This is a genomic window from Pseudomonas sp. GW822-FHT02G04 (assembly GCF_058802085.1).
The window spans coordinates 38,639-53,676 of sequence record NZ_JBXANU010000021.1 but is presented as its reverse complement, the minus strand read 5'-3'; the positions used below and the strand labels follow the sequence as shown (position 1 = coordinate 53,676).

At 62.7% G+C, this 15,038-nt stretch carries 14 protein-coding genes; 2 read left to right on the top strand and 12 right to left on the bottom strand.

Translation table 11 applies throughout. From position 1 onward, the window contains the following. Positions 1-114: 114 nt before the first annotated feature. Together phnX and AC1RO5_RS22720 are read right to left on the bottom strand one after the other, a co-directional pair. Positions 115-942 (bottom strand): phosphonoacetaldehyde hydrolase, encoded by an 828-nt coding sequence (phnX, locus tag AC1RO5_RS22725; protein ID WP_493177779.1) that lies wholly within the window; start codon positions 940-942, stop codon positions 115-117. 45 nt (positions 943-987) lie between these two features. Continuing rightward, positions 988-2,097 (bottom strand): 2-aminoethylphosphonate--pyruvate transaminase, encoded by a 1,110-nt coding sequence (locus AC1RO5_RS22720; RefSeq protein WP_493177778.1) that lies wholly within the window; start codon positions 2,095-2,097, stop codon positions 988-990. A 113-nt stretch (positions 2,098-2,210) separates the two neighbouring features. Between AC1RO5_RS22720 and AC1RO5_RS22715 the strand changes: the two genes are divergently transcribed. Next, positions 2,211-3,071 carry a LysR substrate-binding domain-containing protein gene (locus tag AC1RO5_RS22715; protein ID WP_493177776.1) on the top strand — a complete coding sequence of 287 codons (861 nt, stop codon included), beginning with the start codon at positions 2,211-2,213 and terminating at the stop codon, positions 3,069-3,071. 25 nt (positions 3,072-3,096) lie between these two features. Here the strand turns inward: AC1RO5_RS22715 and AC1RO5_RS22710 are convergent, their stop codons facing one another. Continuing rightward, positions 3,097-4,527: a type VI secretion system Vgr family protein gene (locus AC1RO5_RS22710; protein WP_493177775.1), complete on the bottom strand. Its 1,431-nt coding sequence runs from the start codon at positions 4,525-4,527 to the stop codon at positions 3,097-3,099. A 231-nt stretch (positions 4,528-4,758) separates the two neighbouring features. On the opposite strand from AC1RO5_RS22710, the gene AC1RO5_RS22705 reads away from it, so the two are divergent. After that, positions 4,759-5,463 (top strand): YebC/PmpR family DNA-binding transcriptional regulator, encoded by a 705-nt coding sequence (locus tag AC1RO5_RS22705; protein ID WP_007940960.1) that lies wholly within the window; start codon positions 4,759-4,761, stop codon positions 5,461-5,463. Between the two features lie 135 nt (positions 5,464-5,598). Here the strand turns inward: AC1RO5_RS22705 and AC1RO5_RS22700 are convergent, their stop codons facing one another. From AC1RO5_RS22700 to AC1RO5_RS22660, 9 genes are all read right to left on the bottom strand, one after another. Beyond that, entirely contained in the window at positions 5,599-6,903 is a 1,305-nt protein-coding gene (locus AC1RO5_RS22700; RefSeq protein ID WP_493177773.1) for a leucine-rich repeat-containing protein kinase family protein, read from the bottom strand. An 81-nt stretch (positions 6,904-6,984) separates the two neighbouring features. Next, complete coding sequence (zapE, locus tag AC1RO5_RS22695) at positions 6,985-8,112, bottom strand: cell division protein ZapE (RefSeq protein WP_493177770.1); 1,128 nt, start codon at positions 8,110-8,112, stop codon at positions 6,985-6,987. 189 nt (positions 8,113-8,301) lie between these two features. Next, a complete protein-coding gene (locus AC1RO5_RS22690; RefSeq protein ID WP_493177769.1) occupies positions 8,302-9,348 on the bottom strand; it encodes an ABC transporter substrate-binding protein in 1,047 nt (348 codons plus the stop codon). 18 nt (positions 9,349-9,366) lie between these two features. After that, on the bottom strand, positions 9,367-10,482 hold the full coding sequence (locus tag AC1RO5_RS22685; RefSeq protein ID WP_493177767.1) for an NAD(P)/FAD-dependent oxidoreductase: 1,116 nt from the start codon (positions 10,480-10,482) through the stop codon (positions 9,367-9,369). Further along, positions 10,479-11,834 carry an FAD/NAD(P)-dependent oxidoreductase gene (locus tag AC1RO5_RS22680; protein ID WP_493177766.1) on the bottom strand — a complete coding sequence of 452 codons (1,356 nt, stop codon included), beginning with the start codon at positions 11,832-11,834 and terminating at the stop codon, positions 10,479-10,481. Before AC1RO5_RS22680 ends, AC1RO5_RS22685 begins: the two co-directional genes overlap by 4 nt. After that, on the bottom strand, positions 11,831-12,121 hold the full coding sequence (locus AC1RO5_RS22675) for a (2Fe-2S)-binding protein (RefSeq protein ID WP_493177764.1): 291 nt from the start codon (positions 12,119-12,121) through the stop codon (positions 11,831-11,833). The genes AC1RO5_RS22680 and AC1RO5_RS22675 overlap by 4 nt, the downstream gene beginning before the upstream one ends. Before the next feature lie 7 nt (positions 12,122-12,128). Then, complete coding sequence (locus AC1RO5_RS22670; RefSeq protein WP_019580025.1) at positions 12,129-12,923, bottom strand: ABC transporter permease; 795 nt, start codon at positions 12,921-12,923, stop codon at positions 12,129-12,131. A gap of 6 nt (positions 12,924-12,929) precedes the next feature. Continuing rightward, the gene (locus AC1RO5_RS22665; RefSeq protein WP_019648426.1) at positions 12,930-13,799 is read right to left on the bottom strand and encodes an ABC transporter permease; all 870 of its coding nucleotides are present in this window, start codon (positions 13,797-13,799) and stop codon (positions 12,930-12,932) included. Beyond that, positions 13,796-14,821 carry an ABC transporter ATP-binding protein gene (locus tag AC1RO5_RS22660; RefSeq protein ID WP_493177763.1) on the bottom strand — a complete coding sequence of 342 codons (1,026 nt, stop codon included), beginning with the start codon at positions 14,819-14,821 and terminating at the stop codon, positions 13,796-13,798. Before AC1RO5_RS22660 ends, AC1RO5_RS22665 begins: the two co-directional genes overlap by 4 nt. Positions 14,822-15,038 lie beyond the last annotated feature (217 nt).

Below are 15,038 nucleotides of genomic sequence, written 5' to 3'. Positions count from 1 at the left end.
AGGATTTGCCCGAGGCAAATGGGCCGTTCAATGCTCTAAATCAAGTGATCGACCACAGAAAGGCGCCAGCTCCATCAAAGGAACTGGCGCTTTTTTATGAGGCGAGAGGTGCAATCAGTTGGATTGCGGCATCTCGCCGTTGGCCAGGCGCTTGTTGATGTCGGCGATCACCTCGGGCAAGTCGGTGATGGTGTCGATCATGTAGTGCGGTCGCGAGCCTTCGAACAGGGCATGAATGCGCTTGCGCTCGCTGGCCAGTTTGCCGCTGCTCAGCGCGCGATAGCCTTCGTAGTCCAGACCCAGCGCATTGCCGGAGCAGATCAACGCCACGGTCCACATGCCGGCGCGGCGACCTTCGAGAATGCCCGGCACCGTGTCATCGACCTTCACGCAGGCCGCGACGTCGTCGATGCCCAGCGCAATCACGTTGGCCAGGGCCTGAGCGGGCCATGGGCGACCGTTGGGCACTTCGTCGGTGGCGACCACATAATCGGCGACGTAACCGTTGGTGGCGGCCAGTTCCACCACTTTGTCCATGACTTGTTTCGGGTAGCCGGAGCAGGAGCCGATCTTGATCCCTTGTTGGCGCAGGTTGGCGATGGTGTCCAGGGCGCCCGGAATCAGCGCCGAATGTTCGGCGATTTTTTCGATCTGCAGCGGCATGAAGCGTTGGTAGATGGCGGTGACGTCATCGTCGGTCGGCGTGCGGCCGAACACCTGGCGATAACGCTCGGCAACTGACGGCTGATCGCACAGGGTGCGGATGTGATCCCACTTGCCCATGCCCATCGGCCCGCGAGCTTCTTCGATGGAAACCTGGACGTCGAACTCGGCGAAGGCTTCGACGAAAATCTGCGTCGGGGCGAAGGAGCCGAAATCGACCACAGTGCCGGCCCAGTCGAGGATGGCGGCTTGCAGTTTGGTTGGGTTGCTGTAGTTCATGTCTCAAATCCTGTCTTGGGGAATGGTGATCCAGATCGTGGTGGATCAGATGTCGATGACTTCCATCTCGCTCAGCACCTCGGCGACGGCCGCCACTGCTGCGTGCATTTCGGCCTGGTTGACGTGGCCGATGCAGCCGACGCGGAAGGTTTCGACCTGGGTCAGTTTGCCGGGGTAGAGGATGAAACCCTTGGCCTTGACCCGTTCGTAGAATTCCTTGAACTGATAGCGAGGGTCTTTCGGCGCGTGGAACGTGACGATGATCGGCGCCTGGATCGCGGCGGGCAGGAAGCTGCGCAGGCCCAGTTTGGCCATGTCATCGAGCAGCACCTGGCAGTTGTTGGCGTAGCGCTGATGCCGGGCCGGCAAACCACCTTCTTCGTTGTATTGCAGCAAGGCTTCGTGCAGCGCCGCGACCACGTGGGTTGGCGGGGTGAAGCGCCATTGACCGGTCTTGGCCATGTAGGTGTGCTGATCAAACAAGTCCATCGCCAGTGAGTGCGAGTTGCCGGCGGCCTTCGCCAGCGCTTCTTTGCGCGCGAAGACGAAACCCATGCCCGGCACGCCTTCCAGGCATTTACCCGAGGCGGCAATCAGAGCGTCGAACGGCACCTGTTGTGCGTTGATCGGCAGCGCGCCAAACGAGCTCATCGCGTCGATGATCAGGCGTTTGCCGTGCTGCTCGATGACGTGGGCGATTTCCGCCAGCGGGTTGAGGATGCCGGTGCTGGTTTCGCAGTGAATCAATGCGACGTGGGTGATGCTGGTGTCGCCCCGCAGCAAGCGGTCGACGTCGGCGGCGGTGGTCGGTTCGTCTTCGGCGGTTTCGAAGGTGCTGAACGAACGGCCCAGCACCTCGCAGATTTTCGCCAGGCGTTTGCCGTAGGCGCCGTTGATCAGCACCAGCACTTTACCGTCCCGAGGCACCAGCGTGCCGATTGCCGCTTCGACCGCGAACGTGCCACTGCCTTGCAGGGGCACGCAGTGATGGCTGTCGCCGCCGTTGATGATCGCCAGCAATTGCTCGCACAGGCTGGCGGTCAGCTGGTTGAAGCGGTCATCCCATGAACCCCAGTCGACCATCATCGCCTGACGGGTGCGCTGCGATGTGGTCAATGGGCCGGGGGTGAGCAGGGTGGGCTCGGCAGTACGCATTCTTGTGTCCTTGCAAAAGCTCAGTGGGATGAAACTACGGGGCATAAATTGCAATTCGGCGTCTCATCAATCAAATTGTTTATTGTTATGCCAGCCATCAGTGAGGGTTATTCATGAATCTGTTCCAGCTGCGCGCCTTCGACGCCGTGGCCCGCGAGGGCAGCTTCACTCGTGCCGCAGCGCGCCTGTTCATCAGCCAACCGGCGGTCACCGGGCACATCAAGGCGCTGGAGGAGCACTACCAGATCACCTTGTTGCGGCGCACCGCGCGGCGGGTCGAGCTGACGGAGGAGGGCACCAGACTCGCGGCGATCACCCGGGCAATGTTCGGCCTGGCCGAAGAAGCGCAGGCGATGCTGGAGGCCAATCGGCAGTTACTCACCGGGCGCCTGGAAGTGGCGGCGGACGGGCCACACATGGTCATGCCGATGCTCGCCAGCCTGCGCGCGCGTTATCCGGGGATCACCGTGAATTTGCGGTTGGGCAATGCTCAGGAAACCCTCGCGGCGCTGCTGTCGGAGCATGCGGATGTGGCGGTGCTGACCGAAGTCGAGCCGCGTAAGGGCTTGCACCTGCAAGGGTTGAGCGAGTCGAGGATTTGCGCGTTGGTGCCCGCCGGCCATCCGTGGGCGCAGAAGTCGCAAGGGCTGCCGCTCAAGGAGCTGGACCAGGTGATCATGGTGTTGCGCGAGCCGAGTTCGATTACCCGACGCACGTTCGACGAGGCGTGCGTTCAGGCCGGGGTCAATCCGCGGGTGTTGCTGGAGCTGGACAGTCGCGAGGCCGTGACCGAGGCGGTGGCCGCCGAGTTGGGCGTAGGCGTGGTGGCGTCGGTGGAAGTCAGCCACGACCCGCGGGTGGCGGCGGTGCCGATCATTGGCGAGGGGCTGGTCAATCGGCACATGATCGGTTGCATGGAACGGCGGCGGGATTTGCGCTTGATACAGGCGTTTTTTGGGTTGGCGCCTGTCTGATCGACCGCGAAGGGGCCCGGTAAAATCATGGCATGAGATCCGAGCGGTTGATCAGCCAATCGAGCAGCAGACGGGTATCGCGGCGTGGTTCGGGAGTGGGTCGGGAAGGCTGGAGGCGGCCTATGCCGGCACACAACACCGGCCGGTCCGGATCACTGTCGAGAAAACTGACCAACACTTCGGTGCCGGCCATGGGCAGCCTGGACGGATCGATCCGACCGTCCGGTGCTGCGAGGGCGACCGGTAGCCAGAGCCCAACGGACTCATCCGCCTCGAACCCCGGTTTCGGCCACAAGCAGACCTGTATTCGGCCTTGCTCATCGAGCGCCGCCGGTTGCCCGACGGGGCCCAGCACCCGGGCGGTCTGATAGCCCGGGATGCTCGGCCTGGCCTGTTTGAGCGCCGGCCTGAATACCGTTGACCAGGGAATGGCGGTGAAACGATTGCTGTAGCGCCGGGCCATGTCATGGCCGGGCTTGTCTTCGGTGAGAATCGACGGCTGCTGCCCCTGGTGCTGGATGTCGGTAAGCAGCCACTGATCGTTGAAACTCGAGAGCGGGTGCTGCGCCACTTGTACGATTCGTCCACTGCGCAACTCATTCTGGGTGCTTTGGCCGTGGATCTGCCGATGCTGGCAACGCAGGCGTTCCAGCAAGCGGCGGCCGAGCTGCTCGCGATGAAGCTGTTCAGGCGCAGGTCTTGCCGTAACCGGGCCTGTTATGGCGAGCGGGTGGTTGGCCGCGCCGTCGCCGATCACGTGCGCGCCGCGGTTTCTGGCATCCCATTGTGCCGGGGCGGGGGCCGGGTCATGGCGCTGGAACAGTTCGCTGATCGCCGGCAAGAGCGGGTCGTTGAACACGTCGGCATGGAACGGCATCAGCAGCGGCTCCTGCGGGAAACTCAGGCTGTCATCGGCCAGGACCAGCACGTGCCCGTCGTGCTGATGTTCGAAGTGGAAGTGGATGCCTTCTTCTTCACACAGCCGCTGCATGAAGGCCAGATCGCTCTCATCGTACTGAATGCAAAAGGGCCGCAGCGGGTAGCGGCCGCAGGTCAGGTCGAAGCGATAACTGTGCTCGGGCAGCTGATGCTTCTCCAGCAACTGACGCACGATCGCCGGCACGCTGAGACGATGAAATACCCGACGCGAACTGTGCAGCTGAAGTCGTTGGACATGAGGCGCCAGCACCAGCGAGTAGCCGACCCGATGCGGGCCGCGATGTTCGCGGCTGACGCTGTGGATCACGCCGTGAATGCCCTGGTCGGCCGACAGCCTCAGGAACGCCGGTTGTTGCAGCAACCGGTCCAGGTTCATCGCCGGTGCGAGGCCGATCACCTCGATGTCGAATCGATAGGGCTGGTTGAGGCCTTCGCGGCCATTGAACTGCAACACCTGCAAACTCAAACCGCCGTCGAGGAGTGTCAGGGTGTAGGGGCTTTCCTGGTCGTTGTGCATCGAACGCGCTTCTGCCTTGGAGAACGGGCGCAGAGGGTACGAAACCACAGCCCAGAAGCGTCACCGCAAATCGACTTTTCAGAATCGCCCTACAAGCACTGGTGAAGATGTCGACCGGTCATGGGCTGAAGATGTTGGAATTTTTGGTCGATTGGCATCTTTAGGCCGTATAAACTTGCGCTACGCGTCGGCCAATAGATGTCTCGGCGCCACAGATCAAGAGAGTGAGTAATGGGCGCACAGTGGAAGGTTAAACACAAAGAAGCGGCAGCCAACGCCAAGGGCAAGATCTTCGGCAAACTGGTGAAGGAAATCACCATTGCTGCGCGCAACGGTGCCGATACCGCCACCAACGCACACCTGCGTCTGGTGGTCGAACAGGCGAAAAAAGCCTCGATGCCCCGCGAAACCCTGGAACGCGCGATCAAGAAAGGCTCCGGCCAGCTCGGCGAAACCGTGCAATACCATCGCGTGACGTATGAAGGGTTCGCACCGCATCAGGTGCCGCTGATCGTTGAATGCGTGACTGACAACATCAACCGCACCGTCGCTGAAATCCGCGTCGCGTTCCGCAAGGGCCAGTTGGGCGCTTCCGGTTCGGTGGCCTGGGACTTCAACCACGTCGGCATGATCGAGGCGTCCCCGGACAGCCCTGACGCCGATCCGGAAATGGCCGCGATCGAAGCCGGCGCCCAGGATTTCGAGCCGGGCGAAGACGGCGCGACGCTGTTCCTGACCGACCCTGCGGACCTGGATGCGGTACAGAAAGCGCTGCCGGAGCAGGGTTTCACCGTGTTGTCGGCCAAGTTGGGTTACCAGCCGAAGAACCCGGTGAGCGGCCTGAGCGACGAGCAGATGGCAGAAGTCGAAGCGTTCCTCGAAGGCCTCGATAACCACGATGACGTGCAGGATATGTTTGTCGGGTTGGCGGGTTAAGCGGTTCTGACAGCTGTGATTTAACCTGTGGCGAGGGAGCTTGCTCCCGCTGGGTTGCGAAGCGACCCCAAAAGCGACGGCTGCTGCGCAACCGAACGGGAGCAAGCTCCCTCGCCACAGGTTCTATATTTGCCGCTAGTTGAACGCGGCCATCTCCCGCACCACCTCACTGAACCCCGGCCGCGCCAGCACATCCGGCTGACAGCAGCGCTGCTGTAAATCCTCTAGCGCGCCCCGCTGTTCAGCGCTCAACCCCGAGTCGATCCGCTCCAGCAATTCCCCCAGCAAAATCCCGAACGCCCGCACCTCGAGCCGTTGCAGCGCGCGGCTTTCAAGGCTGTCCGAGGTGGCATGGAAAGACGCCGCGCCAAAATCCCCCAACAGACAATCACCGTGCTCGTTCCACAGAATGTTGTGGCCATAGAGGTCGCCGTGGGTGATGCCTTGGCGGTGCAGGTGCTCGGCCACCGAGGCGATGCCACTGGCGATGCGCATGGCCACGCTGGCGCTGAACCGGGTGTCGTCGGCATAGATGTCGCGGGAGCACGACGCCAGGCTCGGCAGGCTGGCCAGGTTGCGGTAGCTCGGATCGATCAGTTGCATCACCAGCCCGGCTTGCGCCTGTGGATGCCCGACGATCCGCCCTTCGACCCGGATCAGGTTGGGGTGGATGCCGGCGGTGATGCAGGCGTTCATTTCGTGCAACGGTGAGCCGTCGCTGGTCATTTCGCCTTTGTAGAGTTTTACCGCGACCTGTTTTGTCTGCTCCCACAACGCCTGATGAATGACCCCTGACGCGCCTTCGCCGAGTTTCTGCTCCAGGCTCAACTCGGACCAGGGAATGCTCGTCGTGGCTTCAAGCGCCGCCGCATCGGCTTCGGTTTCCAGCGGGTTACCGGCGTACGCCAGCCAGGTCAGGGCCGGAAGGGTCAGCAGCCACTCGGGAAGCTCGGTGAGCTGATTGGCGGCAATGCGGATCAGCTCAAGTCGATGACACTGGCTCAGGCTCTCGGGCAAACGCTGTAACCGGTTGCCGGCGAGCATGAGTTTTTGCAGATGCGGGCGTTCGCCCAGTTCGGTGGGCAGATCGGTGATGCGGTTGTCGGTCAGGATCAGCCAGCGCAACAGTGGCGGCAGGGCGGCGGCCGGCACGTGTTCGATGGCGTTGGCCTTGAAACCGATCATCGTCAGCGCCGTACACTGGCCGAGGCAGGCGGGCAGTTCGGTGAACTGATTGTCCGAGCAGAACAGCACGCGCAAACGGGTCAGGCGGTGCAGATCGTCCGGCAGGCTGCGCAAGGCGTTGCCGCTGAGGTTGAGCACTTCCAGCGAGTCCGCCAGGTCGAAGATTTCCCGGGGGAATTCGGTCAGGCCACAGACCAGGTCCAGGCGGGTGATGCCCGACAGTTGGCCGGCGCGCAGTTGTGCGAGGGTGTGCATAGGCAGGTTCGCTATTGATCTGAAGGAGGGCGCGGGGGCCTGGAAATGGGCGACATGATAGCGGGAAAGTGGTGGTGGCTGTCAGGCGAGTTCCCTGACTTCCACCAACTGCCCCAACCGGCTGCGCGTACGCGCCAGGTCGATGGCATCGCCACCCAGGCTTTCGCGCAATGACTGGTAGCCGAGCAGAATCAAGTGTTTATCCTGGTCGTACAAGACGTCGATCAGGTTGATGAAGCGCTGCTGGGCGGCGATTGAACAGTCGGCGAGGCTGGGCAGTTTGTCGATGATCCAGCGGTCGAACCGCCGGCACAGTTCCAGGTAGTCCATGACGGCGGTGGGGTGTTCGCACAGGTCGGCGAAGGTGAAGCCGATGGTTCGCCCTTCGCAGTATCGGGCTTGTAGGTGTCGTGTCCCGACGGGCAGTCGAATGGCCGGTGCGTCGTGTTCGAGCAGGTGCAGCGCCTGACGCTGGGTCACCGTGGCCGGCCAGACGTACTGGCCCTGGGTGAACAGCTGCTGCGCATGGGTTCGCGCCTGACTGCGGTAATCATGGGGGCCGCCGACTTCCATCACCTGCATGCGCGTGTTGATCAGGTCGATCACCGGTTTGAAACGGGCGTGGTAGAGCGGGTTGGGCAGTAAACCTTCCGGCGGGTAGTTTGAGGTCACCAGCAGCAGAATCCCCCGGCGAAACAGCGCCTTGAACAGCCGGGTGATGAGCATCGCATCGCCGATGTCATGCACGTGGAATTCATCGAAACACAGCACCCGGCAGTCTTGCAGCAGTTCGTCGAGGGTGGTTTCCAGCGCATCGGGCTGATCGCGATGGCTGAACATGCCCTGGTGCAATTGCGCAAAAAACTCATGGAAGTGCAGGCGCTGTTTTGCCGTGACGGGGATGGCCTGGAAAAAACCGTCGAGCAGCCAGCTCTTGCCGCGCCCGACCGCACCATGGAGGTAAAGCCCGGGGAGTGGCGCCGATGACCTCGGCAGCGCCGACGCGTGCTGCGCCATGCAGTCGATCACGCGCAACTGGCTGTGGCTGAGGGTGTAGCCCTGAACATGGGCCTTGTGACGGAAGTAGTCGTGGATCACCCGGCTTTGCGCGCTGCCACTGGTTGGCGCCGCGAATGCCTTGCCGAAAAAACGGCGTAGCGCGGGCCAGCGTGATGTGAGTCGCGGACGGTTGGGTGGTTGAACGGCCACTGTGATGTTACCCCCGTAGTCTTCAGGCCGGCTCCTCCTGAGCCGCGGCGGCGTAGTTTAACCAAGTGGGTAATTTCCCTTCCACTGCTGCCGACGAAGCTTTTGTGGTGAGAGGGTTTTTGTGGCGAGGGAGCAAGCTCCCTCGCCACAAAAGCCCTCTCACCACAGGCGATCTTTTGATCTTCGAGGTTAGCGCTCGATACTGCGATTCCACCGGTCATTCCACGCCGGGCGCTGTTCGTTGACCTGATCCCAATCGATGGCAATCGCCGTTTCCAGATAGTGCTTCATCGCCTCGACCTGACCGCGGGTCTTGTCGGTGGTCGGTGTATTCGGGTTGGACGGAATCTGATCGCCATCTTCAAGAGCGGCGGCCTGTGCTTCAGGTGTCAGCAAGAAGGCTGCGAGTTTCTGCGCCAGTTCCGGCTGGGTGTTGTTGGCAATGGCGCATTCGGCCACGTTGAGCACCACCGAACCTTCCTTCGGCTGCGCATATTCCACCGGCATGCCCTTGAGTTTCAGCGCGGTGACCTGGGTCGGGGTCAACGGGAACAGCGCCGCTTCGTCGGTCTGGAGCATTTCCGAGATTTTCGCCGAGCTCGGAATGTACTCCAGCACGTTGCGCCCGACGGTGTTCGGCCAGGCCTTGAACCCCGGTTCGACGTTGGTTTCACTGCCGCCCTGAATCCGGTTGAACATCAGGAAACCGTGCAGGCCGAAGGTCGAGGAGGCCATCGACTGGAACACCAGTTTGTCCTTGAACCGCGGGTCGGCCATGTCCATCCAGGAGGTCGGCGCGTTCCAGCCTTTTTCCTTGAACAGCCGGGTGTTGTACGCCAACCCGGTAACGCCGAGGCTGACTGCCACCGCTTGATCCTTGATGCGGCCCTTGGCCGGAATCTGCGCCAGCGTCGGGCTGTCTTCGAGTTTGTCGCACAAGCCCATGGCAATGGCGCGGTACATGATGCCGTCGTCGAGGAACATCACGTGCAATTGCGGGTTGCCTTTGCTGGCCTGGACCTTGGCCAGAATATCGGCCGAGGTTCCCGGCACGATCACCACTTTGACGTGATTGGCTTTCTCGAAAGCCGGCAGCACCTTGTCGGCGTAGAGCCGCTCCATGGTCCCGCCGTTCATACCCAGGTAAAGCGTCGGTTCGGCGTGGGCCTGAGTGACCGTGAGCAGGGCGCTCATGCAGGACAAACCGAGCAGTGCAGTGCGTTTGAGGTTATTCATTGGCGCGACCTTCCTCTATCAAGCTACGGAGATGGAGTGAAACCGGGTGATGGAAAACGCATCCAGCGGCGTCTTTGACGCGCCGCTACAGATGATCTCGGTGAGCGCCTGGCCCACCGCAGGCCCGATCTGAAAGCCCGCGCCGGCAAAGCCGAACGCGTGCAACAGACCGGGTTGCGTGCTGCTGTGGCCGATCACCGGTTGACGATCGGGTAAATAACCTTCGGTGCCGCTCCAGGTGCGAATCGCCTGGGCGCCTTCAAGAAACGGGTAGAGCTCGACGGCCTGACGCAGGATCTCGATCACCGCGCTCTGACCAGGCCGGGCGCGGGCGCCATCAAGGGCAAAGCCCTGGCCGCCGCCCAACACACAATTGCCCCGCGCGACCTGACGGGCGTAGATGCCGCCGCCCTCGACACCGGTGCTGGCATTCATCACCAGTGGCAATGGTTCGGTGACCAGCATCGCCGGGTGCCCGGCGTGCATCGGCACCGCTTCGCCGAATTGCGCGGCAAGGTTACCGGCCCAGGCGCCGGCGCAGTTGAGCAGCCAGGGTGCGTGCAGCTCGAGGCCGGATTGAGTGCTGACACGAAAGCGCTGACCATCGTGTTCCACCGCCGTGACTGCGCATTGCTCATGCACCTGCGCGCCGTGCCGACGTGCCGCTTGGGCAAACGCTGGAGACACCAGGCGCGGGTTGGCGTGGCCATCGTCCGGGCACAACGAAGCACCGACTGCGACGTCTCCGACCCACGGAAAACGCGCACGCAACTCATCGCGATCAAACAGCTGCAAATCAAGGCCGAACCCCTGGCTGCTGGCGGCGTAGTCCTGCAAGGCGTGCAGATCGTTGAGGCAGCGGGCGAGTTTCAAGTGGCCGCTGCGCTGGTACTCGCCGTCGATGCCGATCAATTGCGGCAGCTGTCCCCAGATTTCGTGGGCCCGTTGCGACAACGGCAATTGCGACAGCGGCCGGCCCTGACGACGCACGCCGCCATAGTTCACGCCGCTGGAATGCGAGCCGCAAAAGTCCCGTTCCAGCAGCGCCACACGTCGGCCGGCCTTGCTCAGAAACAGGGCGGCGGAAGCCCCGACAATGCCACCGCCAATGATGACTGCCTCGACTTCGATCATGGCTCGACCTCCAGACCGAACGGCAAGGGTTTGATCGGTGCCTGAGCCCGCAACCGACCGATGTCGGCTACCGAACGCTGGCTTTCGCAGGCAATGATTTCCGCCGCGGCGGCCCCGCACATCCGACCCTGACAGCGACCCATACCGACCCGGCAATGGGCCTTGACCCGGTTGATCTCCCAGTGACCTTCGCGCACCACCTGGCGGATGTCGCCGGCGCGTACTTCTTCGCAGCGACAGATCATCAGGTCATCCGCAGCGTCGGCGGCCCAGCTTTCGGGAAAGGCAAAGGCACGCTCAAGACCCTGGCGGAATTTGCCGATTTCTTTCAGCGACTGTTCCAGCTGGGTGGCACGTTGCGGCGGGAGCAGGTGACCGAGGTCTTCGAGCAGCGCCAAGGCTGTCCGTTCACCGGCCATTTCCGCCGCGTCGGCGCCCATGATGCCGGCACCGTCACCGGCCAGGTAGACCTCGGCGACACTGCTGCGCCCGGCACTGTCACGCTGTGGCAGCCAGGCGCGGTTGAGCGGGTTCCAGGTGAATTCGCAGCCCAGCAGGTCGGCGAGTTGGGTTTCGCTGCGCAGGCCATGGGCGAAGGCTACGGCGTCGCAATCGATTTGATGTTGGCCTTTTGCGTTGCGCCAGTTCAGCGATTGCACACGCCGTTGGCCATCGATGTCTGACAGGCTGGCGCCCTGATGCACCGGGATGCCGTGGGCGGTCAGCCAGGTGCGGTAATAGAGGCCTTTGGCGAGGGTGAGCGGTTGCGACAACAGACCGGGCAGGGCGTGGGCCTGAGCGCTGAACGGCGAACTGTCGAGCACCGCGACTACGTTCGCGCCGGCCTTGGCGTATTGATAGGCCACCAGGTACAGCAACGGTCCGCTGCCGGCGAACACCACGCGTTCACCAATGGCACAGCCCTGAAACTTCAAGGCGATCTGCGCCGCGCCGAGGCTGTACACCCCTGGCAACGTCCAGCCCGGCACCGGCAGAATCCGGTCGGTGGCGCCCGTGGCGACAATCACCCGGGAGAACGCCACACGTATGGCACGGCCATCGTGCAAGGTGTCGAGTGCGTTGGCCTCGGCGTTCCATACCAGCGTGTCGGGGCGGTAATCGAGTTGTTCGCGCAGTGCGTCGATGGTTTGATGCAGCGCGTTGGCCTTGGGGGCTTCGAAGCCGTACAACTTGACGGGCGAGCGCTTGAAGTTGGCCGGTTGTCGCCGATAAATCTGCCCGCCAGCGCGTGCGGCTTCATCCAGCAGAACCGGGCGCACGCCATGCGCCACCAACGTCTGTGCCGCACGAATCCCGGCGGGGCCGGCGCCGATGATCACTACAGCGTTCATACCGAGCGCCCCGGTTCGCGGCTGATGTGCTGTCCGGCTTCAAGCAGGGTCGAACAGGCCCGCACCCGGCGGCCATCGCCCAGGCGTACCCAGCAGTCCTGGCAGGCGCCCATCAGGCAGAAGCCGGCGCGGGGTTCGGCGCTGAAGTCGCTGCCGCGCAGGTGTTCGCTGCAGGTCAGCACGGCGGTCAGCAGGGTGTCGCCGAGCAAGCCACTGGCAGGCACGCCGTCGAGGGTAAAGTCCAGGGCCGGGCGGTCGCCTTCGGCCAGTCGTTTCAGCAGAGCCATGGCGCCCTCATTGTTTACCCACCAGAACCCGATCCAGGCCGTAGACCCGATCGAGCAGAATCATCGTCAGCGCGGTCAGCGCGATCACCAGGGCCGACACCGCCGCCATCATCGGATCGATGGATTCGGTGGCGTACACGTACATGCGCACCGGCAAGGTTTGCGTGGCCGGCGAGGTGACGAAGATCGACAACGTGACCTCGTCAAAACTGTTGATGAACGCCAGGAGCCAGCCACCGGCGACCCCCGGCAGAATCATCGGCAAGGTGATTTGCCGGAACAGCGTGAAGCGTCCGGCACCCAAGGATTGCGCGGCGTGTTCGGCGCTGCGGTCCAGGCCGATGGCCGACGCCAATACCAGTCGCAACACATACGGCGTGATTACCAGCACATGCGCGAAGATCAGCCAGGCGAAGCTGCCGTTGACGCCCATCAGCGCGAACAGGCGCAGCAACGCCACCCCCAGCACCAGGTGCGGAATGATGATCGGCGACAGGAACAGGGCGTTGAAAAAGTCCCGTCCGGGGAACTCGAAGCGGGTGATCGCCAGCGCCGCCGGCACCGCAATCAGCGTCGCCAGACTGGCCGCGCTGAAGGCCAGGATCAGGCTGTTGTAGAACGCATCGACAAAGTCCGCGCGTTCGAACACGGCGCGGAACCAGCGCAGGGAGAAATCCGTGGTCGGCAGGCTCAGGGTGTTTTCCGGGGTGAAGGCGACGAGGCACACCACCACCAGCGGCGCGAGCATGAACAGCACCACCAGGGCATGGAACAGCAGGGCGAAAGGACCGTTTCTGGACATGACGAATTATCCCAATGACTTCTTGTAGCGGCCTTCGATCATCCGGTTCCACGACAGCATGATCAGCAGGTTGAGCAACAGCAGGGCCACGGCAATCGCGGCGCCCATCGGCCAGTTCAGCTCCGACAGGTACTGGTCGTAGATCAGCGTGGCGACCATCTTCAGCCGGCGTCCGCCCAGCAGGCCGGGAATGGCGAAGGAACTGGCCGCGAGGCCGAACACGATCAAGGTGCCGGAGAGCACGCCGGGCATGACCTGCGGCAACACCACTTTGCGTATCACCGTGAAGTGGCTGGCGCCCAGTGACAGCGCAGCCTGCTCGGCGGCCGGGTCGAGTTTTTGCAGCGAGGTCCAGACCGGAATGATCATGAACGGCAGCATCACGTGGACCAGCGCGATCACCACTGCGAACGGCGTGTAGAGCAGCTTCATCGGCGAGCCACCGAAGGCTTGCAAGGTCTGGTTGACCAGCCCGTCGGCGCCCAGCAACAGGCTCCAGCCGAACGCCCGCACCACCACCGAAATCAGCAGCGGCGTGAGGATCAGAATCAGGAAAATCGAACGCCACGGTGCGCCCATGCGACTGAGGATGTAGGCCTCGGGCACGCCGATCAGCACGCAGAGCAGGGTGGTCAGGGCGCTGATCCACATCGTGCGCAGAAAGATCTCGTAGAAGTACGGATCGCCCAGCAGGCTGCTGTAGTGGGCGAAGGTGTAGGCGTCGCTGTTGATCCCCGCGCTGTAGTCGAAGACGTTCAACGACAACACCAGCGTCAGCAGCAGCGGGATTGCCAGCAGGCCGACGTACAACGCCAGGGCCGGCGCCGACAACACATACCCTTGGCGTCCCTGGCGGATGGCGGCGAGCGTATTCATGCCGACACCTCGTCGACACTCAGCACCCGCAGCAGTGCCGCGTCCCAGTCGAGGCCGACCGCCGTGCCTTCGGCCAGTGGCGCCGAGCCGTCGTTGCGACGCACCACGCAGAGTTCGCCCAGGGTTGTCGTTACGCCGTACAACCACTGGCTGCCGAGGAAGAAGCGGCTGGCGATCTTGCCTTGCAGACGACCATGGCCTTTTTCCCGCAGATCGATTTTTTCCGGGCGCAGGCTTAACGACAGTTCGCCGTTGCCGGTGTTGCACACCTGAACCACACCGGCGCCATCTCGCTCACCGGGCAGCAGATTGGCTTTGCCGACGAACCCGGAAATGAACTCGGTGCGCGGGTGTTCGTAGAGGGTGTAAGGGGCGTCGATCTGGGTGATGCGCCCGGCCTGCATCACCACCACCCGATCGCTGATCGACAGCGCTTCGGACTGGTCGTGGGTGACCATCAGCGTGGTGATCCCGACTTCGCGCTGGATGCGGCGGATTTCGAACTGCATCTCTTCGCGCAAATTGGCGTCGAGGTTGGACAGCGGTTCGTCGAGCAGCAACACCGGCGGCTCGATCACCAACGCCCGGGCCAGTGCAACACGCTGGCGCTGGCCGCCGGAAAGCTCTCGCGGGTAACGCTCGGCGTGCTGGTGCAGGCGAACCAGTTTCAGCACCCGGTCCACCCGTTGCTGCAACTCACTGCTGGGCACTTTGCGCATGTGCAGGCCGAAGGCGACGTTGTCTTGCACGGTCATGTGCGGGAACAGTGCGTAACTCTGGAACACCACGCCCAGGCCTCGGCTGGCGGGTTTGGCGTGGGTGATGTCGCGACCGTCCAGCACAATCCGCCCGCTGCTGACTTCGACGAAGCCGGCGATCATTTGCAGGGTGGTGGTTTTGCCGCAGCCGGAGGGGCCGAGCAGTGAGACGAACTCGCCTTTTTCCACCGACAGGTTGGTGGCGACGACTGCGTCGATCTCGCCATATCGTTTGCCGAGGTTTTCAAGCTGCACAAAGGCCATGACTGCGCTCCACCTGAGATTGTTATGCGTCGCCAACGGCGCGCTTTTTTGTATGGGCAGATACGAAAAGATGTTGCGGGGGGTGTTGGCGCTCGACATGTGTCGGCTGCCGTTGTTGTTCGAATCGCCCCTGTATGGACGCAGAGTAGGACGAAGAATAGGATGGGCTCAATAACCTATTTCACTGAAGCGATGACTATTTTCAGTTTTATTCAGT

Coding starts and splice junctions, on each gene's coding strand:
- phnX (WP_493177779.1), bottom strand. CDS start 942: ATGAACTACAGCAACCCAACCAAACTGCAAGCCGCCATCCTCGACTGG.
- AC1RO5_RS22720 (WP_493177778.1), bottom strand. CDS start 2,097: ATGCGTACTGCCGAGCCCACCCTGCTCACCCCCGGCCCATTGACCACA.
- AC1RO5_RS22715 (WP_493177776.1), top strand. CDS start 2,211: ATGAATCTGTTCCAGCTGCGCGCCTTCGACGCCGTGGCCCGCGAGGGC.
- AC1RO5_RS22710 (WP_493177775.1), bottom strand. CDS start 4,527: ATGCACAACGACCAGGAAAGCCCCTACACCCTGACACTCCTCGACGGC.
- AC1RO5_RS22705 (WP_007940960.1), top strand. CDS start 4,759: ATGGGCGCACAGTGGAAGGTTAAACACAAAGAAGCGGCAGCCAACGCC.
- AC1RO5_RS22700 (WP_493177773.1), bottom strand. CDS start 6,903: ATGCACACCCTCGCACAACTGCGCGCCGGCCAACTGTCGGGCATCACC.
- AC1RO5_RS22690 (WP_493177769.1), bottom strand. CDS start 9,348: ATGAATAACCTCAAACGCACTGCACTGCTCGGTTTGTCCTGCATGAGC.
- AC1RO5_RS22685 (WP_493177767.1), bottom strand. CDS start 10,482: ATGATCGAAGTCGAGGCAGTCATCATTGGCGGTGGCATTGTCGGGGCT.
- AC1RO5_RS22680 (WP_493177766.1), bottom strand. CDS start 11,834: ATGAACGCTGTAGTGATCATCGGCGCCGGCCCCGCCGGGATTCGTGCG.
- AC1RO5_RS22675 (WP_493177764.1), bottom strand. CDS start 12,121: ATGGCTCTGCTGAAACGACTGGCCGAAGGCGACCGCCCGGCCCTGGAC.
- AC1RO5_RS22670 (WP_019580025.1), bottom strand. CDS start 12,923: ATGTCCAGAAACGGTCCTTTCGCCCTGCTGTTCCATGCCCTGGTGGTG.
- AC1RO5_RS22665 (WP_019648426.1), bottom strand. CDS start 13,799: ATGAATACGCTCGCCGCCATCCGCCAGGGACGCCAAGGGTATGTGTTG.
- AC1RO5_RS22660 (WP_493177763.1), bottom strand. CDS start 14,821: ATGGCCTTTGTGCAGCTTGAAAACCTCGGCAAACGATATGGCGAGATC.